The following is a 26,799-nucleotide window of genomic DNA, read 5'->3' as shown; positions in this document are numbered from 1 at the left end:
CGCTATTGCGTTAGCTGTGGGGCGAGAAAAGCACCGCGGTGACGGCGTCGGCTCCGCTCCGGTCCCGCCGTCCTATATCGGCGTGAGCTTCCCGTCGTCGGGTTCGTAACACCGACCGCCCATCAGGGCGTCTTGAATGGCGTCGTCTACCGCATCGGCATCGGCCCCGTAGCGGTCGACGACCGCGGCCAAGAGCTCCTCGCGGTCGGCCCCGCTGCCGTCGTCGAGTTCGTCCATAACCGCCATGACGGCGTCTTCGAGGTCCACGTCCTCGGCCGAGTCCGCAGCGTCGTCAGCCGTCCCATCGGCACTGCCCGCGGATTCACCGGCCGTGGTTTCGTCGGCTCCAACCTCTGTTGCCGTCTCCGGCGTCTCTGCCGGCGCGTCGCTCGTGGCCGCATCGGCGTCCGGCTCCGGTGACTCGTCGCCGGCCGGAGCCCCTGGTGACTCCTGGGCCGGCTCGGCGTCGGCGGCGTCAGCGGGCGCACCTGCATCTGCCGCGTCGGCCACCTCCTCCGGGTCCGGCGTCTCGATGCCGGCTTCGCCCGGTTCCTCGACCTCCGTCCCTGTCTGGAAGTCAGTGCCGTACTCCTGCTCGATTTCCTCGCGTTCGTCCTCGTCCAGTTCGAACTCGGGGTCGAATTCGCCGAGGTCGTCGTCCGATTCGGGTTCTGACGACGATTCCGGCTCGTCTGGTACCGTCTCATCTGCGGTCGCCGGCTCGCTCGTTGCCGGAGATTCGTCCACGGACTCGCCCGGAGCGGGCGTCGAGGGGGCGTCCTCGCCCGCGGACTCGCCGGCGGTCGTCTCGTCGGCTCCGGCGTCGGTCGCGGTTTCCGGCGTCTCTGCCGGGGCGTCGCTCGTGGCCGCCTCGGCGTCGGGATCCAGCGCTTCGTCGCCGGCCGGCGCGCCCGATGATCCAGGGGCCGGCTCGGCGTCGGCGGCGTCAGCGGGCGCACCGGCGTCCGCCGCTTCGGCTGCGTTGTCGTCCGGTTCGCTACTGACCATCCCGCTGGACTCGTCTATCTCCACATCGTCGGCTGTCGTTTCAGGCGTGGACTCGTCATCTATCGCCGCGTCGATGTCTTCGCCGGTTGTCTCCGGTGTGGAAACGTCAGTATCGAGGTCGAGGGATGCAAGCAGCGGAATCGGGTCGTCGGACCCGTCGTCCGGTGACAGCGACAGCCCCGTCGCTTCGTCCGTGTCACCGGCGACGACACGAGCGGCGTCGAGCGCCGTCGTGCGCAGTGCGTCGAGATAGTCGCCGGTCGTGCCGTAGTGGTCCAGTGCGAGCGTGATGCCGGCCGCTGCGCTCTCGTCGATGCCCTGATCGAGCAGCGACAGTCTGAGCTCGTCGCCCGTCAGGCCGGCCTGTTTCGCGCTTGCCATTCGGCCGATGCGCGAGACGGTCTGTTCGGCCGCCTGGACGACCCAGCGGTCCCGCGTGTCCGCGTCGACTTCGCTGATACTCTCGGGCCGGACCGAGGTGAACACCCGGTCGCTGTCGTCGGGCTGGAAGGTGCGGGCCTTGCCCGTGACGGCGACAAACATCGGCGGGTCGGCGGCTTCGAGGAAGGCCAGTTCGTCGGGCTGGTACTGGCCGGCATAGATTACAAACGGGCCGGTCGGGTCCACGACGCGGGCGCGCAACACGTCGTCGTTGACCTGTTCGAGTTCGGTGAGGACGCCGACGAGGAACAGGCGGTTGACCCGCGCGCCGGTCGGCGTGACGACGTAGTTCGGGGCGCGCTCCTCGTCGGATTCGGAATAGGAGAAGTCGGCGTCGTCGAACTCCGCGGCGAACAGACGATGGGCAACTTCCCGGCGGCCGGGGCCGCTGTCTCCGGATTCGCTCATGTGTCCGCCTCCTGAAGCAGGGTCCGGGCACGCGTCGCCGGGTCGTCGTCTGCCTCGGTAAATGTCGAGGCGGTGAGGTTCGCACCGTACTCGTCGACCGACAGCGACCCGCGGATGACGTACTCGCGGCCGACGATGCGCTCGCTGATGCGCTCGGCGACCACTTCTTTATCCATCGCGTCGCGGGCGTGCTCGCGGGCGTCATCAAGGTCACCGCCGTACACCCGGGCGGTCAGTTCGTCGTTGAGCACCGCGGTGACGGTGTCCGTACCGTCGTCGAGAATGGCCTTCGTCCGCAGGTCGTCCTCGCCCTCGACGGCGCCGTGGGAGCGACACTGGCCGTTCTGGATGACGCGGCCACACTCCGGACAGCGCTCGATGAGGCCGGAGCCGTCCCGGACCTCGATGACGTTGCCGGCCAGTTCCACGTCGAACAGGCCGCCACTCTCGACGGCTTCGCGGATTGACATCCGAGGGGCGTCTTCGGCGACTTCGACCGTGCGGTCCAGCGCGGTCACCGTCGAAAACTCCGAGACGTTCACCGAGGGCGCGCCGCGGAACTCCCGGACGAACGTCTCTTCGAGGCGAGCGGACGCTCCTTCCTTGATTTCCTCGTGGGGTTCCCAGTCAGTGAAGGGGAGCCGCCCACTCTCGTCGCCGAGAACACCGCTGAGAATCGTCGTCTCGCCGTCGCGGCCGTCGATGACCTTCTGCTCGCACTCCAACACTTGCACCTCGACGGTGATGCCGCGGTCGCCCGGCGCGAGGTCCTGCAGCGCGGCGTGGCCGCCGACCTCGTAGTCGATGTCGAGGGTCTCGTCGACCACCTCGGGGTCGGTGCTGTCGCCCAGATTGAGCTCCGGCTTGCCGTCCCACTCGCGGACGCCGGCGTTGCCCAGCTGGACGGTCTGGCCGGGCTGGAGATCGCCCGAGAAGCCGTCCCAGGCGGTGTAGGATATCTTCCCCGTCTCATCGGCGAGTTCGCCCTCGCGGATGACGTGTTGTTCCCCGTTGTACTGGATGGACCGGCGGCCCGACGTGAGTACCACGGCGGTGACCGTCACGTTCGAGTCGTCGGTCGAGACCTCGCTGATGGCCTTGCTCGACGGCGTGCTATCGCCGCCGGAACCGCCATCGCCGTACTTCCGTCTGAGGCTCTGCTTTGCCTCGTCCATCGGGACGGAGTAGTTTACGAGGTTCTCCAGGTCGCGTGTGACCTCCTCTTTGTCAACACCGAGGTCGGAGGCGAGCTCCTCGGCATGGTCTTCGAGAGACATCGACCGACGGTTCGGCGGGAGCACTCAAAAGCGTTTTCGGCCGGCCGCGCATGACACGGTACTTCACACCAGGGTAAAATCGCCCACAATTCTTATTTATGATACTGTAATCTCTCAGGATATGAGCGCTGACTGTGTTGGACTGTTTCGAGCGGCTATTACGACTGGTATTAGAGCTATTCGACTGATCGGGATTGAGAATGTCAAGAGAAATAATTCAACCAATACCCCGGAGGTCTGAACATGGGTAGCATGTTCGGGTCGAAGCCATCGGAGTCCCACGTCATCTGGCGGAGCGGCCGGAACAACGACGGCACGAAGAAGTTCGACTTCGAGTACCTGGAGCTGTGGGCCGCTCATTTCGGCGTCGACTTCGAGCAGTTGACCCGCGTCGACCACGACCGCGGGGACGAACCCCGCGAGCAGTTCGCCTGCGTGTTCCGCTGGTCGAAAACCGGCGGACAGGAACTCTCCGTCGGCGACGAGGAGTGGACGATGGGCTCTCAGCGCAAGCCCCGCACGTTCCTCGAAATCGACGAGGAAGGGATGGTCAGACTCCGGGGCTGGAGCACGGAGACGACGCTCGACGTGGACGAGCTGGTACTGAAAAAGACGGTGCTGAAGCTGAAAACTGCCGACGGCACCGTCAAGAAACTCGACGTTCGGAAGCTCTCGAAGCAGCCTGAGACCACCTCCTCCTGATCGTAACCCGCAAACCGTTTGGCCGGCCAGTGGCACGAACGAGTATGCACGTCGTCGTCAACGCCGCCATGAGTGTCGACGGGAAGCTCTCCTCGCGCCGCCGCGAACAGATCGCTATCTCCGGCCCGGACGACTTCGACCGCGTCGACCAGCTCCGCGCCGATAGCGACGCCGTGATGGTCGGCGTCGGTACGATTCTCGCCGACGACCCCTCGCTGACCGTCGACGACGCCGACCGCCGCGCCGCCCGGACGGACCGCGGCGACCCGGAAAACCCAGCGCGCGTCGTGGCCGACTCCCGCATCCGCACACCACCGGACGCCACAGTACTGGACGACCGCGCCCAGACCTACCTCCTCGTCAGCGAAGCCGCACCGCCGGATTTCATCGAGGAGATGGAAGACGCCGGCGCGTACGTCATCGCCGCCGGACAGGACCGGGTCGACCTCACGACCACACTCGCAAAACTGGAGGGCGACGGTATCGACCAGCTCATGGTCGAAGGCGGCGGCGAGCTCATCTTCGGCCTGCTAGCGGAGGCGCTGGTCGACGAACTGTTCGTCTACATCGGCCCGAAGGTCATCGGCGGTCGGGACGCGCCGACGCTGGCCGACGGCGACGGCTTCATCGAGGACTTCCCGGAGCCGGAGCTGGCCGGCGTCGAACAGCTCGACGACGGCGTCTTGCTTCACTGGGAGCTCTAGAACTGGCCGGCAGAATTAGTGGTCGTGGCCGGTCAGTTCGGCGAAGGACTGCCCGAATCGTTCCTCGAACAGTTCGCTCGTCTCTTCTTCGAGTGCGACGATCTCTTCGTCGGGCTCGCCCTGGGCGTGGTGGACGGCACTGTGAATCCGCTGGGTCATGCCGAACATCGCGATGTCGCCGACGACCTGGGCGTCCGTCTCCTCGGGTGACTCCCGGAGAATATCTACGAGTTCGCTCGGGACTGTGAGTTCGTCGCTCTCCTCGCCGTCGTCGATAGTCAGCGTGACAGTGTCGGTTGCCATGCCGGAGAGTCGGTCGTCCCCACTAAAGGGTCTGTGGATGTAGCGATGGACAGAGAAACAGACGCCTAGTCGTCGGCTTCCGCGGCGGCTTCGGACTCCGCCTGGGCGGCGGCTTCGGCCTGCGATTCGAGGTACTCGTCGGCGTCGATGGCGGCCTTACAGCCCATCCCGGCGGCGGTGACGGCCTGCTGGTAGTGGTAGTCGACCACGTCGCCGGCACCGAAGATGCCATCCACGTCGGTCGCGGTCTGGTCGCCGCCGGTGCCGCCGTGGGTCTGGATGTAGCCGGTGTCGTCCAGTTCGACGCCGGTGTCTTCGAGGTAGTCGGTGTTCGGCGTGTGGCCGATGGCCACGAAGACGGCTCCCACGTCGAAGTCGTAGGTCTCGGTGTCGGGGTCGTCGAGTTTCTCCGAGGGATGCCCTTCGTCGTTTTCCGCCAGCGTGACGTGATCGACGCCCTCCTCGGCCGAGCCGTGGATCTCAAGCAGTTCGGTGTTACGGAGGATTTCGATTTCGCCGTCGTCGACCTTCTGCTGGACGCGGTCGATCCAGTAGTCCTCGGCGCGGAACTCCTCGCGGCGGTGGGCCAGATAAACGGTGTCGGCGAACTTCGTGAGGAAGTGGGCCTCCTCGAAGGCGGCGTCGCCGCCGCCGACGACGAGCATGTCTTCGCCGCGGAAGAACGCGCCGTCGCAAGTCGCACACGTCGAGACGCCGTAGCCCATCAGGTCGTCCTCGCCGGGGACGCCAAGTGTCCGGGCGCTGGCCCCGGAGGCAGCGATGAAGGCGTCGCAGGTGTACACGTCACCATTGGACAGTTCCACGCGGAACGGCCGCTCGCTGTCGTCGATGTCGGCGACGATCCCGTGTTCGAGTTCGGCTCCGAACCGTTCGGCCTGCTCCTTCATATTATTGATAAGTTCCGGTCCGGAGAGGCCTTCGGGAAAGCCGGGGAAGTTCTCGACTTCGCTCGTCAGCGTGAGCTGTCCGCCCGGTTCGTCCCCCTCCAGAACGAGGGGGTCGTTGTTGCTTCTGGCGGCATAGATAGCTGCTGTCAGTCCCGCTGCGCCGGTGCCAGCGACGATAAGTCGTCGGTGTTCGACCGATTCTGTCATTAACTGAGTTAGACTATCTGGCCGTATTTAGCTTGTGTTGTCGTGCGCCGAACCCGAGACGGGACGACACGCTTAGGCCCTTGCCGTCGCTCCCTGGGGATATGGCCGCCGACCTCGAAGAGAAGACCGACCGTTATGAGGGACTGCTCGCGGAGGCACTCGATGCGGCATCAGTTGCACCGCCGGACGGGACACCGATGCACGACGCCGCCCTGGAGTGTGAGGAGATGGCGGCGTCGTATCTGGAGGACGGTCGCCACTTCCGGGACGACGACGATCTGGTCAACGCCCTGGCGTCGTTCTCGTACGGACACGCGTGGCTGGACGCGGGCGCTCGTATCGGCCTGTTCGACGTGCCGACCGAGGGACACCTGTTTACGGTCTGAAACTATGGTCGAATTTGGGTCCCAGTTCGGAAACCGATTAAGTGTCAATAGTCCTCCGAATCGCCTGGGTTTCCATGAAACCGACCAGACGCAGTATCCTGCGGAGTATCGGTGCCGGAACAGCAGTCGCAGTCGGTGGCGTCGGTGCCGTTAGCGCCGCACCGCCGAGTGAGGGCGAGACGATTGTCGACATTGCTTCGAGTGACCGCCGGTTTACAATCCTCGTTGAAGCGCTCGGGGAAGCAGGCCTTGTCGGGGCACTCGACGGAAACAGACAGCTAACAGTGGTCGCACCGACGAACGAGGCGTTCAGAGCCCTGCTGCACGAACTCGGTGTTTCCAAGACGGAACTCCTGCATAAAGACAACCTCGCGGATATCCTCTTGTACCACGTGATACCGGGCCGCCGCAAAGCGAACTCTATCGCCAACGTCTCCCGGTTGCCGACACTCAACGGCGAAAACATTGAGGTCGATAACGTGGATGGAGCCGTACGCCTTGATGACCGAGCCGATATCGTCGACACGAACAATGAGGCCTCCAACGGCTTCGTCCACGCCATCGACGGCGTGTTGCTGCCGTAACCCGGCCTACCCAACATCCTGAGTACGGACGTGACGGCCGGCCAGAACTGCCGCTCCCACCGACTACCTTGCCCGACCGCGGCCAGGTCGACTCGGGTCCCCGATGCTCTCCGCTGACGGATAGCTATCGCAGTTGCGTTCGGAGGCAGCTACCATGCATTCGGCCAGTGGATATACCTATGCCCGGAGAGTGTAGGGAATTGATGGAGGGTGTCCTCTGGTACGTTCTCTCCGGGACCCGCGGCGGGCCGAACAGAGCCCGTATCCTCAAGGCCCTAAAGCAACGGCCCCGGAACGCCAACCAACTGGCAGAGGATCTTGACCTCGACTACAAGACGGTCCGCCATCACCTCGACGTGCTGCTTGACAACGGCGTCGTCGACAACACCGGCGGCGACTACGGGTCCGTCTACACGCTGACGGACAGGACCGAACAGTACTGGGACACCATCGAGGAAATCATCGTGGAGATCGAGTGACAATGGCTGAAAACGGCAACGGAGTCTTACAACGGGCCGGCATAGGGGGGCACAGATGGCAGTCTGGATGACCGCGGCGAGTGTTGCGTCCGCGCTCAACGTCGTCGTGCTGGTCGTGTTGCTGTCGGTCTGGGCGCGGAACTACCTGGCGGTGCGCTCGAAACACGCCCTTGGACTGACCGTCTTCGGGCTCCTGTTGCTCGCCGAGAACTGCTTGTCCGTCTACTACTACGTACTCGACCCGCAGGTCGCTGTCCTGTTGCGAAGCGCCGCCCCCGTCGCCGGACGTGCGATGACACTCGTTGCCGTCCTCGAACTCGGTGGTCTGGTGTTTCTGGCGTGGATTGCCCTCGATTGAGCGGCCGAAGGGACACTCCACGAATGGGGCCTATCTACCCAGGGCCGTTTGTATCTGGAATGTAACTGTAGTCAAACTGTGCCGACTGGTAACATCGCTTTTTATAACACATCATCCCCCAACGGTGTGCGGAACCACACGCTGACTCCCCCTGATTCGGGACTCATTGGACGGTCCCGGTCGCGTTCAGGCGGTGGCAAACCGCGGCGAGGGCCGGCCGTCCGAAGGGCCGCTGGCTGGCCCACCCAGCGCCGGAATCCCACATATACGTGTTGCGCACGAGAAGTCGGTTACTACCAACAAGATTATATACTACTGCCGAGGGCCGTGTTATCTCCTATCACGGCTTCGTCCGGCGATTCTTGCGAAAAATCGGCGAAAGGTTTATATACTTTACGGACTAACTATAGGGTAAGACAGTTTCCCCAAACGGTCTTAAGATTTCTGCACCCGGCAGAACAGGACTTCAAATCATGAGTGAATCAACAACGCGGACCAGTACGCGAGAACGAGACGAGCAGCTAACAGAACAGTCGACCGAGCAAGAGGCCGTAGAGGCCTGTCCGGAATGTAGCGGCAACGTCGTGACTGACACCGAACACGGCGAAACAGTCTGTGAGGACTGTGGCCTGGTCGTCGAAGAGGACGAGATCGACCACGGCCCGGAGTGGCGCGCCTTTAATTCCGCCGAGAAGGACCGCAAGTCCCGCGTCGGCGCGCCGACGACAAACATGATGCACGACAAGGGCCTCTCGACAAACATCGGCTGGCAGAACAAGGACGCCTACGGGCGCTCCCTCTCCAGCGAGCAGCGCCAGAAGATGCAGCGGCTCCGCACCTGGAACGAGCGGTTCCGCACCCGCGACTCCAAGGAGCGCAACCTCAAGCAGGCGCTGGGCGAGATCGACCGGATGGCCTCCGCACTGGGACTCCCCCAGAACGTCCGCGAGACGGCAAGCGTCATCTACCGCCGCGCGCTCGGTGACGACCTGCTTCCGGGCCGGTCCATCGAAGGTGTAGCGACATCTGCGCTGTACGCGGCCGCCCGCATGGCTGGGAACCCCCGGTCGCTCGATGAGATGGCCCGCGTCTCCCGCGTCGAGAAGATGGAGCTCACCCGGACCTACCGGTACATCGTCCGTGAACTCAGCCTCGAAGTCCAGCCGGCGGACCCGGAACACTACCTGCCGCGGTTCATCTCCGACCTCGGACTCAGCGAGGAGACCCAGCGACAGGCCCGGGACCTCGTCGAGGGCGCTCGCCAGTCGGGGATGCTCTCCGGCAAGTCCCCGGTCGGCATCGCCGCCGCGGCCGTCTACGCCGCCGCACTGCTGACGAACGAGAAGGTCACACAGAGCCAGGTCAGCGACGTGGCCGACATCTCCGAAGTGACCATCCGAAACCGGTACAAGGAGCTCCTCGAAGCCGAGGACCTTCCGGCCTAACATCTGGGTGAAGGCAGACCGGTGGGGAAACGCCAAGGCTTTTTATCATTGATAGTGTGTGTCAGTAACATACATGGAGGAAGCGTATGTGCGGTTACTCTGTCCTGAGTGCAAGAAAGACTGGGAGTCGACGCCGACGAACCTCCCGCGACACGACACGACCTATCACTGTCCGAACTGTCACGCGAGCCATCGGCTCGCCGTTTTCACCCGCACGGAAAACGACTTGCAGACGCTGAAAGGCCTGCAGTAGCTACTCGCTCGTCGCCGAGCGTGCGCCACACGCCTCACAGCGGAGCAACAGCGCGCCCTGCTCTCGTTCCAGTTGGGTGTCCGGTAGGCCACACTCAGAACAGAGCACGAACTCATCGACGTAGTCATCGATAGATGCCGCGATGCGGTCGGCGTCGAACTCGCCGGTCAGGCGCGCCCGGCCGCTCTCGTCGATGTGACCGCTCGTCCCCAGGTCGTTCTGGAGGAACTTCATCACGTGGTCGTCCTCGCGCCCAAGTCGGGAACACGTCGACTGGAAGTTCTCGTAGACGGTGGCGTTGCCCTCCTGGCGCACATCCGGATCGGGGACCTCGAAGCGTTCGCTCGTGCCGTCGATCTCGGGTGTTTCCTCCATCGCCCGGTCAAGCATGTCGTCGTATTCCATACGCGTACGTCACGGAGCAGTCGACAAAAACTTTTCATACGGATTGTTGTAGATTATCCCCGGAACGTGTCGACTCTGGGGTCGACACGTACGGTAAATTGCTCCAACAATCCGTATCAGCCGGCGGCCGTCCGTTATCGCCAGGCGGTAAGTGTACAGGTCTCGTCCGCTACCATCGAAATCCAGCTGTCATCGTGGGCAATATCGGCGATGACGAACCGCTGTTGGCCGTCGACATCGTCGACAGCACACATCACATCAGACGCAGTTCCCGACCGACGGGTGGGACGTTCAACCTCGTAAGACACAATTGTTTATCTAGGATGTGCTGTAATGAATGTGTCGTACTGGTTTCGTCTTTTGATACTCTGAGACCTGAGTGCTCACCACATGGAACAGCTCTCATCCGGCTATTTCCGTTGTGGGTATCAAGGATTCTCGAAGTCCACGGGTAGAAACGGCTGTTCTGCACTGCCGTCAGAAGTGACTGGTCCGGTCAGGGGGCGAGCCGGTTCTTGCGCCCTTTCATCTCTCGCTCATAGTACTCGAAGGTCTTGGGACACCAGTCCGCGGCCAGGTCGAGCATCTCCTCGGTCATCTGCCGTATCTCCCACTGGGCGTCCGCCGCGGCCCGCATGTCCGCGACGTGCATCAGCATCCGGGCGTTCATCGACATCACGATGTTCACCTTGGTGCCGATGGGGAGTACGAACCGGGCGTCTTCGGGGGGCATTCCCAGTTCAAGCAGTTCCTGATAGGACTCGACGGCCTGCTCGATAGTGTCTTTGAAAATTTCCGTGCGCTTCTCGAACTCCGCCTCGGAGATGTCTGATTTCTTCTGGTTCCGGCCGACCCAGTCCGGGTCCGTCGCGGACGGCGGCGTCACGACCAGTTCACCCTCGCGGACGGCCTCGGGGTCAACGTCGTCAAAGGAGACGTACCGCATCGACTGCACGTCGAAGGAGACGTGTCGGTGGCGGGTGATCTGTGCCATACAGGAGCGGGAGACACCTTTGACTGCGAAGGTCGCCTGTGCGTGCTCGAACGGGCCGAAGTGGCCGTGGCTGAGCAGATGGCCGATGAGCGTCTCTTTCTTTTCGTCGATGGTGTCGCCCTCGATGTCGGCCATCGTCTCTTCGAGCGATTGGCCGCCGACGAACTCGTCACTGTAGTCGTTGCGGGCCGCTTTGCAGATGAGGTCCTCGGGGTCGTCTGTGGCTTCAAGCAGCGTTACGTCCATATCGGGTGGGTGACCCCGAGCGGCAAAATACTTCCTCACCGGACCGGCGAGACAGCGGTCGAACTCCCTGTGGTGTCAGATTTGCTGCCAGTCGGTCGGCTCGCCGGCAAGGCCGAGGACGCGGGCCTCGCGGCCACCGCCTTCGGCGTCACGTACGTCGACCATCCCGTCGAAGGCCTGCTTGATGACCTGGAGCGTCTGGTCGTCGTGAGCGCCGGAATCGATAGTGAACACGCCGATGTAGCCCGCGGAGTCCAGCCGCGAGGACAGCACGTGACAGAACTTGAAGACGGTCTTCTTGTCGGTGTAGGTCAGCATCGTCGACAGCGACACGAGCGCCAGACGGCCCTGTTCGTTGCCGGCGTTGTGCAGCCCCTCCAACGCTTTCGTGATGCCGATCCCGATCCCGGTCAGGTCGCCGGGCGAGGAGACGTGATGGACGTGGGCGTTCCCGATTGCGTCCTCGTTCGTGCCACCCTCGCCTCGGCAGTCGATGACGCCGAGTTGAGAGTCATCGAGGTCGGGAACAAGGGATCGGAACTCCTCGACGACGCTACCCGCGCCGTCACCGGTCGTCACGACCACTGCGCCGTCCCCCTTGCGCAGCCCGTCGGCAAGTATGTCGTGTGCGAGTCGTTCCTTCCCGCTCATTGCCGGCCCGGAGATCAGGATGCTGGACCCTGGCCGGACCTCACTGAGCGCATCGAACTCTAGTACTGAGGTGAGATCATACATTGTTTGTCGCTCAGTTGTCGTCATCGTCGCTCAGTCCGCGAAGCGTTGCGATGAAATCGGAATCGTCTTCGATGCCACCCAGCGTCTCCGAGAGGTCGTCTCGCATCTCCGCGACGCGTTCGGTTAATTCGTCATACTGGTCGCTTTCCGCCAGTTCCGCGCTCGATTTCGTCGCTTCGAGTGTCGCCTGCTTCTCGACGAGTGCGTAGTACTCCTGTAGCAGGGAGTCGTACTCGGAACGGTCGAGCAGATTGTCGACCGTCTCGTGGAGCTGTTCGCTGCGAATCGGCTTCGATAGGTAGGCGTCAAAGCCCATCTCCAGAATGTCGAAGTCCGGTTCGACGGCGGTGACCATCGCTACTCGACAGCCCAGATCCCGCTCGCGAATCCGTTCGAGCACTTCGTCCCCGGAGAGCCCGGGCATCATCCGGTCGAGTAACACCACGTCGACATCCGCGTCCAGTTGCTCCAGGCCCTCGTCACCGTTCTGTGCCATGCGGACCTCATACTCCTGTTGCAGCCACAGTTTGTACGTCTCGGCAACATCTGGTTCGTCTTCGACAATAAGCACCACAGGTAGGTCCGAATCTGACATAATGTTCTACTATCCCCCGTTTGCATATCCACGTACATAGCCCTGTGGGTGCGTCATTGCGGCCGGTGACAGAACGATACCCACATCCGGGACGACGGCCAACAGACGGCTAATGATTCGAAACCTCGCCCGCGGCCAACAGGTGTTCACGAGTAACGTCTTCCTCATCACCGGGGACCGCACTGTTCTTGTGGATGTCGGCAACGAGTTCGACGTGGTGTCGGCCGTTGCGGACCACACTGACGACCTTGACGCCGTCATCGTCACCCACACGCACTACGACCACGTCAATAATCTCGACAGCGTCGTCGATGCCTTCGACGTGCCGGTGTACGGCTACGACACCGACCAGGACGGTATCGAGCACGCCATCGCCGACGACGAGACGGTCCAGTTGGGCGACCACGACTACCGGGCGCTGCACACCCCCGGCCACAAGGACGACCACCTCTGCTTCTACTCGGACGCTGCGGGGGTCCTGTTTGCCGGCGATCTCGTGTTCGCCAACGGAAGCTTCGGCCGGACTGACCTCGAAGAGGGCGACCGGGACCTGCTCGTCGACAGCATCGAGCGGGTGCTGTCCGTTGTCGACGAGGACTTACAGGCGATGCACACCGGCCACGGGCCGAGCGTCACCGACGCGCCGTATCAGGACATCGAACTGGCGTTGCAGGCCGCGCAGTTCTGACGACAGCGCAGAAAGGACAGTGTTTCATAGTGATTATTGTAGATTATTTCCGGATAGCGCCGCCCACGGGGCCGGCGCATACCGGTAAATCGCTACAATAATCACTATCACTCGAACGCACAGGCCAGTAACGCGTCGTAGGCGTGGTCGTACGCATCGGCGACAGCCGCCGGGTCGCTGCGCTGCTCGCTGTCGAGGGCGGGGAGTCGCACCGCGGCGGCCTGCTCGATGAGGTCGACGACCTTCGGCACCCGCTCCTCCAGTTGGCCGTCGCCGGGGCCGCCGGTGGCTATCTGGCAGGCCTTGCTGTACCGGTCGCCGTCGTAGATACGGGCACGGCCCGGTTCGACGACGGCCACGGCGTCCGGTTCGATCCCAGACAGCGGCCGGGCCACGTCGCCGTAGGACTCGACGACCGCCCGGTCCGTCGCCTCGATGTCCGCGGCCAGTGACTCAAGTGCCTCGACGTGCATCACGCGCATCAGGTCGTTGAAGTCCGGGACCGACGTGACCCGCGGCGCGTCGGAAACCGGGAGCCGCTCGGCGACGGAGTCGGGCAGGTCGACAGTTCCGTTGACGACGTACTCGACGCCCGTTTCGGAACTCGGCCGGCCAACCCGGTCGACGACGAACTGCTGGTCGTCCTTGCCGAGCAGGCCGGCTTCGGCTCCCGGCGACGGGTGCCAGAGCCGATGGATGGGATTGATCTCTTCCGGGGCCACGTCGCCCGGGGACGCGGCGGCGAGGCGCTTGGCGTCCTTGCCGTACAGCCGCCCCTCGCTCGTCGCCCGCTGGTAATCGTCGTGGTCGAACCAGTAGTTGTTGCCCGCTCTGGGCTTGAACCCCTGTGCGCTGGTCCGCTCCAGCAGACCGACACTGAACGTAGTCTTGCCCGCGTCGACGCGGTCGCTGCCGGCGACGAGTAGTTTCATGACTCAGCGAGGCCGTACAGCCCGACTACGTCGTCGTCCTGCGGGTCGGCGATCACGAGGTCGTCCTGATTGAATATCATCCACGGAATCGCCCAGTCGATGAACACCGACTCGTTGGCCTCGCTGAGTTCGGCGTCCGCCGGGAGGCCCTGCAGGAGACGGGCCAGTTCCGGGATGGTGTACAGTTTGTCGGGGTCGAGAATGTCCGCTGGTTCGTGGAGTTCGAACGACAGTATCTCGTCGAACTCTGCTCTGTCGACAGGCATACCCCCCGGTATGCCGAGCGAGTGGGTAAATCCCTCGAACTGGCCGGAACTGCTTTACAGAGGGAGATGAACATATGGGTGATGGTTTCGCTGTTTGTCGGGTACGCCTTTCTGCTGCTTGTGGTAGCAGTGATCCTCGGGGCGCTGTCGGCGTTCGCCTGGACTCGTCGGGATTCCGCTGGTGGGACGGCCCTGTCTGTCCTGCTGGCCGGGCTCACGATCTGGTGTTTCTGCGAAGCGGCTGGCATTCTGACCCGCGGCAGCGAGTTGGCCGTTCTCTTTGCGTACGGTGTGTTTGTCGGTGTGATGCCAGCGATGGCCGGCCTGTTCGTGTTCGCGCTGGCGTACACTGACCGGGAGCGTTTCCTCAGTAACTGGACCTACGGACTCTTGACTGTCGAACCAATCGTGTTCTTTGCCGCACTCGTTGTCGGTCCTGACGGGCTGATATACAGCGTGTCCGGCCCGACGGGGGCGGGCATGTACGGTTGGGAGTTCACTCTCGGGTCAGTGTTCTGGGGGCACCTCGTGTACTCCTACGCGCTCGTCGCCGTTTCGAGTGCACTCATCATCCATTATGCGCTCGTCTCCGGCAGCCTCTACAGAAAGCAGGTGTACGCGATCCTGCTGTCGATCTTCCTCCCGTGGTTCGGCAGTGTCCTCAGCGTCTTCGGCGACACGCGAATCGAACTCACCCCGCTGTTGCTTGCAGGTACCGGACTGGTCCTCTCGTGGGCGTTTTTCAGGGGCCGACTGCTCGACATTTCGCCGGTCGCCTACCGAGAGGTGGTCGAGTCCCTCAACAGCGCCGTGTTCGTCGTCGACACGAAGGATACGATAATCGATGCCAACGACGCCGGCCGTCGGCTACTCGGAGCGGAGTCCATTGTCGGACAATCCGTCGAGAACGTGCTCGAAACGTCGCCGGAGCTACTCGAACAGTTCCGCGGGCTGGGCGACGAAACCGAAGAAACCCAGGCCGTTGTCGAACAGAACGACCGGTTTTTCGACGTGCATCTCTCGCCACTGTATGACTCCCGCGACGCGCTGGTCGGGCGCGTGTTCCTCGTCCACGAAATCACCGAACAGAAAGAGCGCGAGCGCGAGTTAGAACGCCGGAACCAGCAGCTCGACCAGTTCGCTGCCGTTCTCTCACACGACCTGCGGAACCCGCTGAACGTGGCCTCCGGTCGGCTGGCGCTAGCCCGGGAGCGCAACGACCCGGAGGAGTTCGACCGCGTCGAGGCGGCCCACGACCGGATGAGTAGTCTCATCGATGAGGTGCTTGCCTTCGCCCGCGATGAGAAGTCGACCGACCGGGTTGAGTTACGGCTCGCCGCCCTGGCAAAGGCGGCCTGGGCCCACGTTGACACCGCCGAGGCGACGCTGCAGATCGACGGCGACCGCGAAATCGTCGGCGACCGCGACCAGCTCCTTCAGCTGTTCGAGAACGTGTTCCGAAATGCCGTGGAACACGGCGGCTCCGCGGTGACGGTACGGGTCGACGCCGCCGATGACGGATTTATAGTCAGCGACGACGGCCCCGGCGTGCCGCCCGAGGAGCGCGAGGACGTGTTCGAACACGGCGTGACCAGTTCCGAATCGGGGACCGGCCTCGGTCTGGCCATCGTCAGGCACGTCATTGATTCACACGGGTGGGAGATTGAGATGGCTGCAAGCCAGTCCGGCGGTGCGAAACTCGTCGTTACCGGGCTGGAGCCGGAACCGACGGTGACTGTCTGATCGGATTGTTGGCCGGTCCGTGCATCCGCCGTCGGTCACTCCGGTACAACTCCGTACGAAACACTGGTTTTCCGGTTGCCACCCGTCTGAAAACGCGGATTCGTGGCCGGGGATTTCAAGCCCCCTGAATACATATAGCCAGCTATGAGTCAGACGCTCGAAACCATGGAGCCGAATCCGGTGTGGGTCGAAGACGCCTACTCCGACACTGTCGACGTTCTCACACGCTACGCTGACGAGCTCGAATACAAGATCTGGGGCGGCGACTGGTGTAAGGACTGCCGGGCGCAACTCCCCGACTTCGGGGCGGCCCTGAAAGCCGCCGGCGTGCCGGACGCCCAGATTCACCACTACCCCGTCGAGAAGGAAGAGGACGGCTCGAAGACCGGCCCGAAGGTCGAGGAGTACGACATCGAACTCATCCCGACCGTCGTCGTCGAACACGACGGCGAGGAGATCGCCCGCTTCGTCGAGGAAGAACCGGTCCCCATCGCCGTGTATCTGGCCGACCAGATCGAAGACGCGATGGCGTGAGACTACACTGATTCGTCGGTTGCTGCACCCCATTCTAACGCCGTCCCGAGGTCGTGTTTCGGCGGCGAACAGGCGAAGTTCCGGCAGGCGTACACCGTCGGATCGCCGTCGACCTGCTCGCGGCCGGCCCAGATGGGCGGCGACTCGTCCAGATCCAGCGCGTCGAGCCACTGCTCGAATTCGCTATCGTCAGCCGGTCGGTGGGCCACCAGGCGGCGCGAAACGTAGCGTTCGGCGAGCGTTGCCGTCCATTCGTTCGGGTACGCCGACTGGTCGCCGACCAGCGTGAGTTCCAGCGCGCCCTGCTCGTAGGTGTCCGTCGCCAGCGTGAGCGAGGCGTGCTGGAGTGGGTTCGAGGAGACGCGGTCGGCGTGGGTCCGGATGACCCGCTCGGCGACCTCTTCGAAGCGGTCGTCGGCGCTGAAATGCGACAGCGACAGGAGGAGGTCGACCGCGACGCCGGTACTGGATGGGGTCGACTGGTCTGTGAGTTCCTGCGGGCGGGCGACCAGCGACTCGCCGCCGGTCGGCGTGAAAAACAGCGTGCCCTCGTCGTCGTCCCAGAACGCCTCCGTGATTGCGTCCGCGAGGTCCATCGCGAACGCCAGGTGGTCCACGTCGCCGGTCGCCTCGAACAGCGTCAGCGCGCCGCGGCCGAGGAACGCGTAGTCCTCCAGATACCCGTCGATGGCCACGTCGCCGTCCTTGTACCGGCGGTTGAGGCGGTTCACGTCGGCGTCCCACAGGTGCTCCCGGACGAACGAGAGGGCGTCGGCAGCCACGTCGGCGTAGGCGTCGTCGAGGACGATAGCGCCCTCGGCCAGCGCCCGAATCATCAGGCCGTTCCACCCAGCGAGAATCTTCTCGTCGCGGGCCGGTCGCGGACGCTCTGTGCGGGCCTCGAACGTCTCGTTCAGGGCGCGTTGAAGCCGCTCGGTGATTTCGTCCTCGCTCTGGCCGTACTCCTCGGCCAGCACCGCCACCGGCTTCCGAACCGCGAGGACCGTTCCGCCCTCGAAGTTGCCCCGCTCCGTGACGCCGAAGTAGTCACAGAAGACCTCCGCGTCAGTCTCGTCGTCGACGGCGTCGTGGACCTGCTCGGGCGTCCAGACGTAGAACAGCCCCTCTTCGGTCTCGCCGTCGGGGTTGTCTCGCGGGCTTTCCCCGCTCGACTGTTCCGAGTCGCGTAGCGACTCGCTATCTGGCGCGCTCTCCGCGTCCAGCGTACTGAAGAAGCCGCCGTCAGGGTGTTGTAGCTCGCGCTGGACGAACTCGAAAGTCTCCCGGACGACCGACGCGTAGCGCTCCGAGCCGATGGCCTGGTAGCCGGCGAGGAAGGCGCGAGGGATCTCGGCGTTGTCGTACAGCATCTTCTCGAAGTGCGGGACGGCCCACTGCTGGTCCGTCGCGTAGCGGTGGAAGCCCCCGCCGACGTGGTCGTACAGTCCCCGGTCGGCCATCACGTCCAGGGTTTCCTCGACGACGTTCAGGTAGTCTTCCTGCCCACCATCAGAATAGGCTCGCAGGAGCGCGTGCAGCCGCCCGTTCTGGGGGAACTTCGGCCCGCCGGAGCCCCAGCCGCCGTCCTGTCGGTCGGCCCCGCGGTGGGCGATGGTCGCCGCGGTCTGGATGATATCCTCTGCGGGGTCCTCGGGGTCGGCCGGTGTTGCTTCGAGGTCGCTCTCGATGGCTTCGGTCCACTGCCGGGCGCGGTTCTCCATTTCTTCGCGCTGTTCGGGGTCCGACCACGAATCCGCAAGCCGCTCCAGCAGGTCGCCAAAGCCCGGCTGGCCGCGTTTTTCCTCGGGCGGGAAGTACGTCCCGACGTAGAACGGCTCCCCCTCCGGCGTGAGCCAGGCCGACAGCGGCCAGCCACCGCCGCCGGTTACCTGCTGGCAGATGCTCATGTACACCGAATCGAGGTCCGGGCGCTCCTCGCGGTCGACCTTTATCGGGATGAAGTTCTCGTTGAGCTGCTCGGCGATGGCCTCATCCTCGAAGCTCTCCTCTTCCATGACGTGACACCAGTGACAGGCCGCATAGCCGATTGAGAGGAAGATAGGGACATCACGCTCCTTTGCGGCCTCCAGGGCTGTCTCGTCCCATGGCTGCCAGTTGACGGGGTTGTCCGCGTGCTGGCGGAGATACGGGCTCTCCGCCTCGTCGAGTCGGTTGCGGGATGTCGGGTCCGTGGCGTCGCTCATACCCGTGGCTGGGAGCGCCGCGGTGAAAAGGAGTCCGACGGCGGCAGTACGGAACTACACCTCAGCCAGCCGAATTCCGCGGGCGATGACGTAGATGAGGACGACGCCCGCCCCGACAGCGAGAACAAATTCACCGATCAGGGTCAGTACTACACCGAGGGCTGAACTATCCGAGCCGAAGAACGCGAAGCCGTACGGAAGGAAAGCCCCACCGACGAACACGCCGATGAGCTTGGCCAGCGGAATGACCTCCGACATAATCTGATTCGGTTCCAGTTCTCCTGTTGCGGGGTCGACAAAGGGGCGGTCAGCGGGCATCCACCTGTGGGTCACGAGAGGCAGTGAAGTAGTTCCCGGTCCGTACAGGACCCACCTCCGACGGGCAGAAACCGGCGAAAAGACAATACTTAGGTGAGAGCCAATCCGGCCTTCGAGTATGACAGAGACAGTGCTGCTCGTGGGTGGCGGCGGCCGGGAACACGCGATTGCGCGTTCGCTCGCGGACTCGCCTGCGGACCTCTATGCCTGTGCGGGGAACCGGAACCCGGGCATCGTCGCCCTCGCCGACGGCTTCGAGGCACTCGACACGACCAACCCAAAGGCCGTGACGACGTACGCTCGGGAGGTCGACGCGACGCTTGCCGTCATCGGCCCGGAGGCGGCACTCGCCGCCGGGGTCGCCGACGCGCTTGACGACGCCGGTATCTACACCTTCGGACCACAGGAGCAGGAGGCCCGTATCGAGACGGACAAGGCGTTCCAGCGGCGGTTCATGCGGGAACACGACATCCCGGGCTGCCCGGACTTCGAGACGTTCGAGGACATGGACGCCGCCTGCGAGTACATCGACGAGTACGACGGCGACCTCGCGGTCAAGCCCGCCGGCCTCACCGGCGGCAAGGGCGTCCGTGTCATCGGCGACCAGTGTACCGCCGAGGAAGCCAAGGAGTACCTCCGGAGCTCCGACTACGACCGCGTCGTGCTCGAAGAGCGCCTGGTCGGCGAGGAGTTCACAGTGCAGGCGTTCGTCGCCAACGGCCAACTGCGCGTCACGCCGGCGGTACAGGACCACAAGCGCGCTTACGAGGGCGACGAAGGACCGAACACCGGCGGGATGGGGAGCTACTCCGATTCCAGCCTCCACCTGCCGTTCATGGACGAGGACGACTACATGGACGCCGTCGACGTACTCCGTGCGACGGTCGATGCGCTTGAGGGCTACAAGGGCGTCCTCTACGGCCAGTTCATGCTCACCGAGACCGGCCCGCGCGTGGTGGAGTTCAACGCTCGCTTTGGCGACCCCGAGGCGATGAACACGCTGCCGGTGCTGAACACCGATTTCCTCGACGTGTTGACCGCTGCCCGCGACGACGAACCCCTGCCACAGCTCTCCTTTCGCCCAATGGCGACCGTCTGCAAGTACGCCGTCCCGGACGGCTACCCGACCGACCCCGACGCCGGGGCGAAGGTGACCATCGACGACGACGTGCTCGCGGAAGTCGTTGCGGAGCACCGCGAGCAGTCCGACGACGCGGAGACGGCTCCGGAGGCGCTGCTGTTCTACGCCAGCGTCGACGACCGCGAGGACGGCATCTACACGACCACCTCTCGGTCCTACGCCGTCGTCGGCCTGGCCGAGACAATCGGGGGCGCGGAGGCCATTGCCGAGGAGGCGCTCCAGCGGGCCGGCACGGAAGGCCTTCGGGTCCGCCACGACATCGGGAAGGCCGACCTCGTCCAGCAGCGCATCGACCACATGAACGACATCCGCGGCGGCGCGGACTGAGCATCCGTGCTGTCGGCACCAGCAGGCAGAACGCACAGAGCTACAGGTGGTGAGTCTCGGTGGCGTTGACCACTGTCGACGTTCGGTCGTCGCTCAGCGTTCTTGGCGCAATCTTGCAGTGGCTGGCCGTCCCGCTGGTGATTCCCGCCGCAGTCGCCGTCATCTACGGTGAGTGGCTGCTTCCGTATCTAGGCACGATAGCGATTACGCTCGGTGTCGGCACGGCGCTCGCTCGCCTCCCGCGCGACCGCATCGGCGACCGTGAGGCGTTCCTGACGGTGTCGCTGGCCTGGCTCGCTATCGCCGTCATCGGCGCAATACCGCTGTACGTCGAGGGGACCGGCGTATTCGCCAGCCCGGTCAACGCCCTGTTCGAGGGGATGAGCGGCATCACGACCACCGGCGCAACAGTCATCAGGGACTTCGATGTGCACTCGCAGGCGCTGCTGATGTGGCGGCAGGTTCTCCAGTGGCTCGGCGGGCTGGGGGTGCTTCTGCTCGCGACGGCTGTGCTCTCGCGGCTCTCGGTCGCCGGCGCACAGCTCATGGAGACCGAGACGCGGACGGAGAACGTCACGAAGCTCACCCCCGGCATCGAGGAGACGGCGCGCATCCTCGGCTCGCTGTATCTGGGACTGACAGCCGCCGCAGCGGTCATTCTGTTCGCGCTGGGAGCGAGCGGCCTCGCGCCGGAAATGACGCTTTTCGACGCGATTGCTCACGCCTTCACCGCCATCGCGACGGCCGGCTTCTCCCCGCGGGCCGAGAGCATCGGCGCGTTCTCGCCGGCCGTCCAGTGGGCGGTGACGCTGTTCATGATTGTCGGGGCGACGAACTTCGTCCTGCTGTATGCCCTCGTTCGGGGTGACACCGACCGCCTCCGGGACAGCGAGGAGTTCCACTTCTACCTGGGGATTCTCGGCGTCGGCTCGCTGCTGGTCGGTGCCCTGCTCTTGCTCGACCAGGGGGTAGCCGGCGGTGTCGGGGAAACGATCCGACACGCCGTGTTCCAGACCGCTGCAATCGTCACGACCACCGGCTACGCCTCGACGGATTTCAACACCTGGTCGGCCGGCGCGAAGAACGTCCTCTTCGTGATGATGTTCATCGGCGGCATGGCCGGGAGCACGACCTGTTCGGTGAAGACGCTACGCTGGCTCATCGTCACCAAGTCGTTCTGGCGGGACCTGAACGTCTCGGCCCACCGTCAGAGCGTCCGGCCAGTCCGGCTCAGCGGCGAGGCCATCAAGGAGAACACTGTCCGGGACGTGTACGCCTACACGCTGGTCGCGCTGGTGTTCTTTATTTTCGGTACGCTCTTGCTCGTCATCGACGGGGAGCTTTCCGGGACGCCGATAACTGAATTCGAAGCGCTCAGCGCCGCCGCGTCGATGTTTTTCAATATCGGCCCGGCGTTCGGTCGGGCCGGCCCCTATGGGACCTACGAGGGATTCGCCCGGTCGAGCAAGGTGCTGATGGTCTTGCTGATGTGGATCGGCCGTATCGAAATCGTCCCAGTGATGGTGATGCTGACGCCGACGTTCTGGACGCGGTGACCGAAGGTGAGCCGACGGGTTTGATTACCGCGGCCCCGTACACGACGGACGTGAGTGGTCCACGACACGACCGTTTGACCCAGCATCCGACGCCCGGCCCGCACAACTCGCTGTTCCCGTGGCCGGACGGCAAACACCTCCTCCGGGTGATGGTCAACTACGTCGTCATCCTCATCTGTCGGGTCTCGCCGAGCCTCCGGCTGAAGAACTGGCTGCTGTCCCGCCTGGGCGTTACCGTCGGCGACGGCGTCGCCTGGGGCCTGGAGTCGACGCCGGACGTGTTCTGGCCGGAACTCATCACCGTCGAGGACCACGCCATCATCGGCTACGACGCGACGCTGCTGTGTCACGAGTTCTTGCAGGAAGAGTACCGAACCGGCGAGGTCGTCGTCGGCGAACGGGCGATGATTGGGGCGGGCGCGATTGTCCTCCCCGGCGTCGAAATCGGCGCGGGCGCACAGGTCGCGGCGAACTCGCTCGTGACCGAGGATGTCCCACCCGAAACGACCGTCGCCGGCGTCCCGGCCGAACCGCTCGGTTCCGACGAACCGGCGGTCGACCAAACGTAACGCGGTCCCGGCTCTCAGTCCCGCATGCGGACGATACCGGCATTGAACACACGCTTGTTCGGAATGATGTACTCCTCGCCGTCACTTTCGATGCGCGTCACGAGGATATCCACCTCCTGAACGATGCCGCTCTGGTCGCCGATGACGATCTCGTCGCCGATACTGTATGGCTCTGTCAGGAGCAGGTAGATACCCGCTGCACCGGCCTGCAGGATGTCTTTCAGTGCCAGCCCGCAGACGAACACCAGCCCGAAGGCATACGCCGCCAGGAGAATGAGCAGGGCGAGCGTCTCGACGCCGAGTTGGCCGAGCGCGATGAGCACGGCCAGATAGAAGATGCTGTACTTGACGAGTTCGGGTAGCACCGTCGCTTCGGGCATCTTGACGCTGCGCAGTCGCTCCGAGACGACGAGCTTGGCCTTATCGCCTGCGATGAGGCCGATAATGACCGCAAAGAGGGCAATAAACAGGTCCGGCAGGAACGACGTGAAGCGGGCCCAGTACAGCTCCGGGTCGGTCAGCTGGGCGATGTTGAGGACGGCAGTGACCGTCGTGATGTAGATGAACAGCGCCGCCAGGTTCGAGACGATACCGACGGTCGATGTGCCCAGTCCCCGTGCCGTCCGCTCGAATGGCGTCCCCTCTACCGCTTCCGGAACGCCGAGTTCGCGCATGAACCGCCGGGAGGAGCGCCAGACGAGGTAGCCGAGGATGATACCTGCACCGAGTACCACAAGCGAGAAGACGAACGTTCCCTGTGGTGAGAACACCTGCCTGATTATCGTCGCCCAGTCGAAGCCAAGCTGCATCCTCAGTACTCCTCGGGATCGATTTCGAGGACCAGTTCCCCGCCCTTGAACGCCCGTACGAGCCCGTCGCTCTCCGAGAGAACGATAGCTGTCGCCATGGTGTCACGGGTGACCGCGCCGGCCGCCATGTGGCGAGCGCCAAGCCCCTTCGGGATATCGACCCCCTCCGCGGAGGGTTCGAGGTACCGGTACGCGGAGACGATCTTGCCGGCGTCCGAGATGACAAAGGCACCGTCGAGCCGCGAGAACTCCTTGAGCATCACGTTGACGATGGGGTCGCCGACGTGGACGTGGGACTTCTCGAAGGGGTTGTACGACAGCGGTCGGGACTTGTTCATCACCTTGCCGGCATCGCCGACGACGAACAGCGCCCCGACGGGCTTGCCCTTCTGGCCTTTCTTCCCCAGTTCGATAGCGACCTCGAAGACATCGCGGACGACACTGGCGTCCGCCCTGGAGTTGACGAACATGTCGTACACGCCGGAGGGTGAGAAGTCGTTGGTCTGGACCCGCACGAGCGTGTTCTCAGCGCCGTCGAACATCTGGGTCACACAGAGCACCTCGTCGCCCTCGTCGACGATGCCCTGTTCCAGCGCGCCTTCGATACCGAAGCGAAGCCGCCCTTCGAGGTCGGTAAAATCGATCGGCAGTTCGACGAACGGGTCCGCATCGAGTGCGTTCTCCGGGCCGACGACGACGATCTCTTCGTCGACTTCGTCGAACTCCTCGAAGAAGGATGCGTTCGGGGAGAACAGGAACACGGAGTCGACATCTGCGACCAGGTCACCGAGCAGGTCGCGCAACTCGTTCATTATCAGAACGATGCTGCCAGGCGGAAAAAAGGTTGCGGGCGGTCAGCCACGCGTCCGACGGGCGTTTACGGTTCGGCTCACTTCGAAGGCAGTTCAAGCAGACGGTCGAAGGCGCCGCTCTCGGCGTGGCAGTGACAGTAGGTCCCGAGCGTGGTGTACTCCGTGAGGCCGTCGTGGTCGCCGTCGATACCGTCGCCGCGAACCACGTCGAAGGCGAACGACGCGTCGCTGCCGAGGTCCGCGGCGGAGTAGTGGAACTCGTGGCCGCGGAGGCTGTCACCGGCTGCCGCCGTCACGGTATCCCCGCGGGCGTCCAGTTCGACGTGGTCGAGCGCCTGATACCGGTCCTGCATCTCGATGTCCGCCGGAAGGACCCCGGCCATCTCGTAGGTGTCGCCGTCGGTCGAGGTCAGCGACTCCGACAGCGCCATCAGACCGCCACACTCGCCGTAGACGGGGACGCCGTCAGCGGCACGGTCAGCTATCCCGTCGAGCGTCCCGCCGGCTTCCAGCGCCTCACCGTGAAGTTCCGGATAGCCGCCGGGGAGATAGATCGCGTCGGCGTCGGGAACCGGGTCGCCGGCGACCGGCGAGAACGGTTCGAGGGTCGCTTCCGACCGGAGCCGTTCGAGCACGGAGGGGTAGGTGAAACAGAACGCGCTGTCCTCTGCGACAGCGACCCGGCGGTCGGTCGGCGAGCCGTCGCTGTCGGTTTCTTCGGGTGGGGCCTCGGGCGGTGTCCGTGCCACGTCGACCAGCCGCTCGACCGCGATGGTCTCCGCGGCCGTCGACAGCGCCGCCCGGTCGAGGCCTGCTTCCGAACCCATGTGCAACCCGAGATGTCGGTCCGGTATCTCCAGATCGGACAGCGGCGGAAGCCGTCCGAAGTAGGTGAGGTCATCGGGCAGCGCGTCTTCGATGCCGTCGGCGTGTCGACCGCCGTGGGCGCGCTGGGCGAGGATGCCGGCCACGTCGATGTCGACGCCGACCTGATCGGCGTACTGTTTGAAGCCAAGCGCCGTCGCGGCGACGCTCTCCATGCCGGCCTTCGCGTCCACGACCAGGACGACCGGGAGGTCCAGTCCCTCGGCGACGGCTGCCGTCGATGTCTTGCTCCCGTCGTACAGCCCCATCACACCCTCCACGACGCAGATGTCACCCTCGCCGCGCCAGTAGGTCCGTCGCATGCCGTCCTCGCCGGCCAGCCAGGGGTCGAGCGTCCGCGAGGGCGTCTCGACGAGCGCCTCGTGGTGGCTCGGGTCGATGAAATCAGGGCCGGCTTTGGCGGGCTGGGGCCGATAGCCGGCGTCTTCGAGCGCGGTGAGCGTGGCAAGTGTCGCAACGGTCTTGCCGACGCCGGAGCTCGTGCCCGCGAGGACGACCCCCTTCATCGGCCCGGCTCCTCCTCTGGTGTCGCCGTCCCCGTGGCCGGGTCACCGATCAGATCGTCGTAGATCGCCGCGAAGCGGTCCCGAATCTCCGCCATCGGGATGCCGGCGCGGTCAGCGAGCGCCAGCGCGCCGCCCATGCCCACGCCTTCCTTGGCCTCACCGGCGACGAACCGCTCCATGGCGACGTGGACGCTCCGGTCGAAGCCGGGGTCTGTCACCGTGAGATCGAGGTCGAGGCGGTCCGCCGACTCCCGCACGTCGGCGCTCTCGTCGTCGGCCACGTAGCTCGTCGTCGCCAGTCCGAGCGGTCCCGCGTAGCCGCCATGCCGGACCAGCGCAGCGACGGCGATACACTGGCTCCCGCCGGCCAGCGTCACGGCGGTGTCGCTCTCGACAGCCCCCGCCGTGAGTCCGGCGAGTGTTGCCAGGACGGGGTCGCCCATCCGCCGGACCGCTCGCTTGGGCTCGTCTGCGGCCTCGCCCGGCTCCAGCGAACTGGCCTGGAGCCCCTCAGCGACCAGTGTTTCCTTCTGTTCTGTCGGGTTCTCGGGAAGCGACGAGGAGACCATGCCGCTCTCGCCGAGTGCCCGAAGGACGCCGAGTGCCGTCGTCGTCCCGCCCGGAATGGACTCGCCTAGGTAGAGTTCGTCGGCCGGGAGCGTCTGGCCGAACTGTCGAGCGGCCGCAAAGGCTCCGTGAGCGGTCGGCACTGGGTCCTGCTCCGCGATGTCTTTGCCCGGCCGTGCGCCGACAGACACTGTTGGCGCGCCGGTCTTTTCCGCCAGTCCGCCGTCGATAACCGTAACGTCTAGTCCCAGCACCTCACGAACGGCCCGCGTCACCAACGCCGGTGTCGGACAGCCGCTCGGACTGACAGGAACGACATCGGTCCGGACCGGACTGCCGTAGGTCACCAGTTCCGCGTCCGCCGCGGGCGTTACCGACAGCAACTCGGAATCAGCTCCGGCGGCGCTGATCCCCGCCCGCCCGGCGGTTTCTGTGGTCCCTGCGACGAGTGCGAAGCGCGTTCCGCCACCGGATGCAGTCATTGTAGTTGTATTAGCACAACTC

The 26,799-nt window shown here is 64.4% G+C and carries 31 protein-coding genes; 14 read left to right on the top strand and 17 right to left on the bottom strand.

Translation table 11 applies throughout. The features are described 5' to 3' along the window. Positions 1-72 precede the first annotated feature (72 nt). Both Harman_RS17030 and Harman_RS17025 read right to left on the bottom strand, forming a co-directional pair. Positions 73-1,857: an RPA family protein gene (locus tag Harman_RS17030; RefSeq protein ID WP_137684980.1), complete on the bottom strand. Its 1,785-nt coding sequence runs from the start codon at positions 1,855-1,857 to the stop codon at positions 73-75. Beyond that, positions 1,854-3,134, bottom strand: a complete 1,281-nt coding sequence (locus tag Harman_RS17025; protein WP_137684979.1) for a Single-stranded DNA binding protein — start codon at positions 3,132-3,134, stop codon at positions 1,854-1,856. The genes Harman_RS17030 and Harman_RS17025 overlap by 4 nt, the downstream gene beginning before the upstream one ends. Before the next feature lie 243 nt (positions 3,135-3,377). On the opposite strand from Harman_RS17025, the gene Harman_RS17020 reads away from it, so the two are divergent. Continuing rightward, positions 3,378-3,836 (top strand): hypothetical protein, encoded by a 459-nt coding sequence (locus tag Harman_RS17020; RefSeq protein WP_137684978.1) that lies wholly within the window; start codon positions 3,378-3,380, stop codon positions 3,834-3,836. Positions 3,837-3,880: 44 nt separating this feature from the next. After that, positions 3,881-4,540 carry a 2,5-diamino-6-(ribosylamino)-4(3H)-pyrimidinone 5'-phosphate reductase gene (locus Harman_RS17015; protein ID WP_137684977.1) on the top strand — a complete coding sequence of 220 codons (660 nt, stop codon included), beginning with the start codon at positions 3,881-3,883 and terminating at the stop codon, positions 4,538-4,540. A gap of 15 nt (positions 4,541-4,555) precedes the next feature. Here the strand turns inward: Harman_RS17015 and Harman_RS17010 are convergent, their stop codons facing one another. Together Harman_RS17010 and Harman_RS17005 are read right to left on the bottom strand one after the other, a co-directional pair. Further along, a complete protein-coding gene (locus Harman_RS17010; RefSeq protein WP_137684976.1) occupies positions 4,556-4,843 on the bottom strand; it encodes a DUF7545 family protein in 288 nt (95 codons plus the stop codon). A 65-nt stretch (positions 4,844-4,908) separates the two neighbouring features. Continuing rightward, positions 4,909-5,958, bottom strand: coding sequence for an NAD(P)/FAD-dependent oxidoreductase (locus Harman_RS17005; RefSeq protein WP_137684975.1), 1,050 nt, complete (start codon positions 5,956-5,958; stop codon positions 4,909-4,911). A gap of 101 nt (positions 5,959-6,059) precedes the next feature. Between Harman_RS17005 and Harman_RS17000 the strand changes: the two genes are divergently transcribed. The 6 genes from Harman_RS17000 (at position 6,060) to Harman_RS16975 (ending at position 9,463) form a co-directional block, all read left to right on the top strand. Then, positions 6,060-6,344 carry a DUF357 domain-containing protein gene (locus tag Harman_RS17000; protein WP_137684974.1) on the top strand — a complete coding sequence of 95 codons (285 nt, stop codon included), beginning with the start codon at positions 6,060-6,062 and terminating at the stop codon, positions 6,342-6,344. A 74-nt stretch (positions 6,345-6,418) separates the two neighbouring features. Further along, positions 6,419-6,928 (top strand): fasciclin domain-containing protein, encoded by a 510-nt coding sequence (locus Harman_RS16995; protein WP_200830961.1) that lies wholly within the window; start codon positions 6,419-6,421, stop codon positions 6,926-6,928. A gap of 203 nt (positions 6,929-7,131) precedes the next feature. After that, positions 7,132-7,407, top strand: coding sequence for an ArsR/SmtB family transcription factor (locus Harman_RS16990; protein WP_137684973.1), 276 nt, complete (start codon positions 7,132-7,134; stop codon positions 7,405-7,407). 55 nt (positions 7,408-7,462) lie between these two features. Then, positions 7,463-7,765 carry a hypothetical protein gene (locus Harman_RS16985; RefSeq protein WP_137684972.1) on the top strand — a complete coding sequence of 101 codons (303 nt, stop codon included), beginning with the start codon at positions 7,463-7,465 and terminating at the stop codon, positions 7,763-7,765. Positions 7,766-8,238: 473 nt separating this feature from the next. Then, the gene (locus tag Harman_RS16980) at positions 8,239-9,210 is read left to right on the top strand and encodes a transcription initiation factor IIB (protein ID WP_137684971.1); all 972 of its coding nucleotides are present in this window, start codon (positions 8,239-8,241) and stop codon (positions 9,208-9,210) included. Between the two features lie 73 nt (positions 9,211-9,283). Then, positions 9,284-9,463: a DUF7836 family putative zinc-binding protein gene (locus tag Harman_RS16975; RefSeq protein WP_137684970.1), complete on the top strand. Its 180-nt coding sequence runs from the start codon at positions 9,284-9,286 to the stop codon at positions 9,461-9,463. On the opposite strand, the gene Harman_RS16970 is transcribed toward Harman_RS16975, so the two are convergent. The 5 genes from Harman_RS16970 to Harman_RS16955 all read right to left on the bottom strand — a co-directional run bounded on the left by Harman_RS16970 (position 9,464) and on the right by Harman_RS16955 (position 12,438). Further along, positions 9,464-9,868 carry a translation initiation factor IF-2 subunit beta gene (locus tag Harman_RS16970; RefSeq protein WP_137684969.1) on the bottom strand — a complete coding sequence of 135 codons (405 nt, stop codon included), beginning with the start codon at positions 9,866-9,868 and terminating at the stop codon, positions 9,464-9,466. Between the two features lie 134 nt (positions 9,869-10,002). Next, positions 10,003-10,176, bottom strand: coding sequence for a DUF7556 family protein (locus Harman_RS21280; protein ID WP_160140708.1), 174 nt, complete (start codon positions 10,174-10,176; stop codon positions 10,003-10,005). Positions 10,177-10,364: 188 nt separating this feature from the next. Beyond that, positions 10,365-11,108 (bottom strand): FAD-dependent thymidylate synthase, encoded by a 744-nt coding sequence (thyX, locus tag Harman_RS16965; protein WP_137684968.1) that lies wholly within the window; start codon positions 11,106-11,108, stop codon positions 10,365-10,367. Positions 11,109-11,183: 75 nt separating this feature from the next. Further along, the gene (locus tag Harman_RS16960) at positions 11,184-11,843 is read right to left on the bottom strand and encodes an RAD55 family ATPase (protein ID WP_137684967.1); all 660 of its coding nucleotides are present in this window, start codon (positions 11,841-11,843) and stop codon (positions 11,184-11,186) included. Between the two features lie 10 nt (positions 11,844-11,853). Beyond that, a complete protein-coding gene (locus Harman_RS16955; protein WP_137684966.1) occupies positions 11,854-12,438 on the bottom strand; it encodes a response regulator transcription factor in 585 nt (194 codons plus the stop codon). A 112-nt stretch (positions 12,439-12,550) separates the two neighbouring features. Between Harman_RS16955 and Harman_RS16950 the strand changes: the two genes are divergently transcribed. After that, on the top strand, positions 12,551-13,126 hold the full coding sequence (locus Harman_RS16950; RefSeq protein ID WP_137684965.1) for an MBL fold metallo-hydrolase: 576 nt from the start codon (positions 12,551-12,553) through the stop codon (positions 13,124-13,126). A 107-nt stretch (positions 13,127-13,233) separates the two neighbouring features. Here Harman_RS16950 and Harman_RS16945 read toward each other — a convergent pair whose 3' ends face one another. Together Harman_RS16945 and Harman_RS16940 are read right to left on the bottom strand one after the other, a co-directional pair. Further along, positions 13,234-14,058, bottom strand: a complete 825-nt coding sequence (locus tag Harman_RS16945; RefSeq protein WP_137684964.1) for an ATPase — start codon at positions 14,056-14,058, stop codon at positions 13,234-13,236. Continuing rightward, on the bottom strand, positions 14,055-14,324 hold the full coding sequence (locus Harman_RS16940) for a DUF5827 family protein (RefSeq protein WP_137684963.1): 270 nt from the start codon (positions 14,322-14,324) through the stop codon (positions 14,055-14,057). The genes Harman_RS16945 and Harman_RS16940 overlap by 4 nt, the downstream gene beginning before the upstream one ends. Before the next feature lie 81 nt (positions 14,325-14,405). On the opposite strand from Harman_RS16940, the gene Harman_RS16935 reads away from it, so the two are divergent. Together Harman_RS16935 and Harman_RS16930 are read left to right on the top strand one after the other, a co-directional pair. Then, on the top strand, positions 14,406-16,067 hold the full coding sequence (locus Harman_RS16935; protein ID WP_137684962.1) for a sensor histidine kinase: 1,662 nt from the start codon (positions 14,406-14,408) through the stop codon (positions 16,065-16,067). Positions 16,068-16,211: 144 nt separating this feature from the next. Continuing rightward, complete coding sequence (locus Harman_RS16930) at positions 16,212-16,601, top strand: thioredoxin family protein (RefSeq protein WP_137684961.1); 390 nt, start codon at positions 16,212-16,214, stop codon at positions 16,599-16,601. A gap of 2 nt (positions 16,602-16,603) precedes the next feature. Here the strand turns inward: Harman_RS16930 and Harman_RS16925 are convergent, their stop codons facing one another. Beyond that, a complete protein-coding gene (locus tag Harman_RS16925; protein WP_137684960.1) occupies positions 16,604-18,805 on the bottom strand; it encodes a thioredoxin domain-containing protein in 2,202 nt (733 codons plus the stop codon). 54 nt (positions 18,806-18,859) lie between these two features. Further along, the gene (locus Harman_RS16920; protein ID WP_137684959.1) at positions 18,860-19,123 is read right to left on the bottom strand and encodes a hypothetical protein; all 264 of its coding nucleotides are present in this window, start codon (positions 19,121-19,123) and stop codon (positions 18,860-18,862) included. A gap of 118 nt (positions 19,124-19,241) precedes the next feature. Between Harman_RS16920 and purD the strand changes: the two genes are divergently transcribed. From purD to Harman_RS16905, 3 genes are read left to right on the top strand one after another with little or no spacing between them, the layout of a single operon-like run. Continuing rightward, positions 19,242-20,591, top strand: coding sequence for a phosphoribosylamine--glycine ligase (gene purD, locus Harman_RS16915; protein WP_137684958.1), 1,350 nt, complete (start codon positions 19,242-19,244; stop codon positions 20,589-20,591). Between the two features lie 59 nt (positions 20,592-20,650). Continuing rightward, positions 20,651-22,147, top strand: coding sequence for a TrkH family potassium uptake protein (locus tag Harman_RS16910; protein ID WP_137684957.1), 1,497 nt, complete (start codon positions 20,651-20,653; stop codon positions 22,145-22,147). Positions 22,148-22,167: 20 nt separating this feature from the next. Then, a complete protein-coding gene (locus Harman_RS16905) occupies positions 22,168-22,716 on the top strand; it encodes an acyltransferase (RefSeq protein ID WP_200830970.1) in 549 nt (182 codons plus the stop codon). A 14-nt stretch (positions 22,717-22,730) separates the two neighbouring features. On the opposite strand, the gene Harman_RS16900 is transcribed toward Harman_RS16905, so the two are convergent. The 4 genes from Harman_RS16900 to Harman_RS16885 all read right to left on the bottom strand — a co-directional run bounded on the left by Harman_RS16900 (position 22,731) and on the right by Harman_RS16885 (position 26,777). Then, the gene (locus tag Harman_RS16900) at positions 22,731-23,525 is read right to left on the bottom strand and encodes a mechanosensitive ion channel domain-containing protein (RefSeq protein WP_137684956.1); all 795 of its coding nucleotides are present in this window, start codon (positions 23,523-23,525) and stop codon (positions 22,731-22,733) included. A gap of 2 nt (positions 23,526-23,527) precedes the next feature. Further along, entirely contained in the window at positions 23,528-24,337 is an 810-nt protein-coding gene (dacZ, locus tag Harman_RS16895; protein WP_137684955.1) for a diadenylate cyclase DacZ, read from the bottom strand. Positions 24,338-24,414: 77 nt separating this feature from the next. After that, on the bottom strand, positions 24,415-25,728 hold the full coding sequence (locus tag Harman_RS16890; protein ID WP_137684954.1) for a cobyrinic acid a,c-diamide synthase: 1,314 nt from the start codon (positions 25,726-25,728) through the stop codon (positions 24,415-24,417). After that, entirely contained in the window at positions 25,725-26,777 is a 1,053-nt protein-coding gene (locus Harman_RS16885) for a nicotinate-nucleotide--dimethylbenzimidazole phosphoribosyltransferase (protein WP_137684953.1), read from the bottom strand. The genes Harman_RS16890 and Harman_RS16885 overlap by 4 nt, the downstream gene beginning before the upstream one ends. Between the last annotated feature and the right edge of the window lie 22 nt (positions 26,778-26,799).

It is taken from the genome of Haloarcula mannanilytica (assembly GCF_005406125.1).
GTDB classification, from domain to species: Archaea; Halobacteriota; Halobacteria; order Halobacteriales; family Haloarculaceae; genus Haloarcula; species Haloarcula mannanilytica.
The sequence above is the reverse complement of the archived record's forward strand: the minus strand, read 5'-3'. Positions and strand labels throughout refer to the sequence as shown.

Coding starts and splice junctions, on each gene's coding strand:
- Harman_RS17030 (WP_137684980.1), bottom strand. CDS start 1,857: ATGAGCGAATCCGGAGACAGCGGCCCCGGCCGCCGGGAAGTTGCCCAT.
- Harman_RS17025 (WP_137684979.1), bottom strand. CDS start 3,134: ATGTCTCTCGAAGACCATGCCGAGGAGCTCGCCTCCGACCTCGGTGTT.
- Harman_RS17020 (WP_137684978.1), top strand. CDS start 3,378: ATGGGTAGCATGTTCGGGTCGAAGCCATCGGAGTCCCACGTCATCTGG.
- Harman_RS17015 (WP_137684977.1), top strand. CDS start 3,881: ATGCACGTCGTCGTCAACGCCGCCATGAGTGTCGACGGGAAGCTCTCC.
- Harman_RS17010 (WP_137684976.1), bottom strand. CDS start 4,843: ATGGCAACCGACACTGTCACGCTGACTATCGACGACGGCGAGGAGAGC.
- Harman_RS17005 (WP_137684975.1), bottom strand. CDS start 5,958: ATGACAGAATCGGTCGAACACCGACGACTTATCGTCGCTGGCACCGGC.
- Harman_RS17000 (WP_137684974.1), top strand. CDS start 6,060: ATGGCCGCCGACCTCGAAGAGAAGACCGACCGTTATGAGGGACTGCTC.
- Harman_RS16995 (WP_200830961.1), top strand. CDS start 6,419: ATGAAACCGACCAGACGCAGTATCCTGCGGAGTATCGGTGCCGGAACA.
- Harman_RS16990 (WP_137684973.1), top strand. CDS start 7,132: ATGGAGGGTGTCCTCTGGTACGTTCTCTCCGGGACCCGCGGCGGGCCG.
- Harman_RS16985 (WP_137684972.1), top strand. CDS start 7,463: ATGGCAGTCTGGATGACCGCGGCGAGTGTTGCGTCCGCGCTCAACGTC.
- Harman_RS16980 (WP_137684971.1), top strand. CDS start 8,239: ATGAGTGAATCAACAACGCGGACCAGTACGCGAGAACGAGACGAGCAG.
- Harman_RS16975 (WP_137684970.1), top strand. CDS start 9,284: ATGGAGGAAGCGTATGTGCGGTTACTCTGTCCTGAGTGCAAGAAAGAC.
- Harman_RS16970 (WP_137684969.1), bottom strand. CDS start 9,868: ATGGAATACGACGACATGCTTGACCGGGCGATGGAGGAAACACCCGAG.
- thyX (WP_137684968.1), bottom strand. CDS start 11,108: ATGGACGTAACGCTGCTTGAAGCCACAGACGACCCCGAGGACCTCATC.
- Harman_RS16960 (WP_137684967.1), bottom strand. CDS start 11,843: ATGTATGATCTCACCTCAGTACTAGAGTTCGATGCGCTCAGTGAGGTC.
- Harman_RS16955 (WP_137684966.1), bottom strand. CDS start 12,438: ATGTCAGATTCGGACCTACCTGTGGTGCTTATTGTCGAAGACGAACCA.
- Harman_RS16950 (WP_137684965.1), top strand. CDS start 12,551: ATGATTCGAAACCTCGCCCGCGGCCAACAGGTGTTCACGAGTAACGTC.
- Harman_RS16945 (WP_137684964.1), bottom strand. CDS start 14,058: ATGAAACTACTCGTCGCCGGCAGCGACCGCGTCGACGCGGGCAAGACT.
- Harman_RS16940 (WP_137684963.1), bottom strand. CDS start 14,324: ATGCCTGTCGACAGAGCAGAGTTCGACGAGATACTGTCGTTCGAACTC.
- Harman_RS16935 (WP_137684962.1), top strand. CDS start 14,406: ATGGTTTCGCTGTTTGTCGGGTACGCCTTTCTGCTGCTTGTGGTAGCA.
- Harman_RS16930 (WP_137684961.1), top strand. CDS start 16,212: ATGAGTCAGACGCTCGAAACCATGGAGCCGAATCCGGTGTGGGTCGAA.
- Harman_RS16925 (WP_137684960.1), bottom strand. CDS start 18,805: ATGAGCGACGCCACGGACCCGACATCCCGCAACCGACTCGACGAGGCG.
- Harman_RS16920 (WP_137684959.1), bottom strand. CDS start 19,123: ATGCCCGCTGACCGCCCCTTTGTCGACCCCGCAACAGGAGAACTGGAA.
- purD (WP_137684958.1), top strand. CDS start 19,242: ATGACAGAGACAGTGCTGCTCGTGGGTGGCGGCGGCCGGGAACACGCG.
- Harman_RS16900 (WP_137684956.1), bottom strand. CDS start 23,525: ATGCAGCTTGGCTTCGACTGGGCGACGATAATCAGGCAGGTGTTCTCA.
- dacZ (WP_137684955.1), bottom strand. CDS start 24,337: ATGAACGAGTTGCGCGACCTGCTCGGTGACCTGGTCGCAGATGTCGAC.
- Harman_RS16890 (WP_137684954.1), bottom strand. CDS start 25,728: ATGAAGGGGGTCGTCCTCGCGGGCACGAGCTCCGGCGTCGGCAAGACC.
- Harman_RS16885 (WP_137684953.1), bottom strand. CDS start 26,777: ATGACTGCATCCGGTGGCGGAACGCGCTTCGCACTCGTCGCAGGGACC.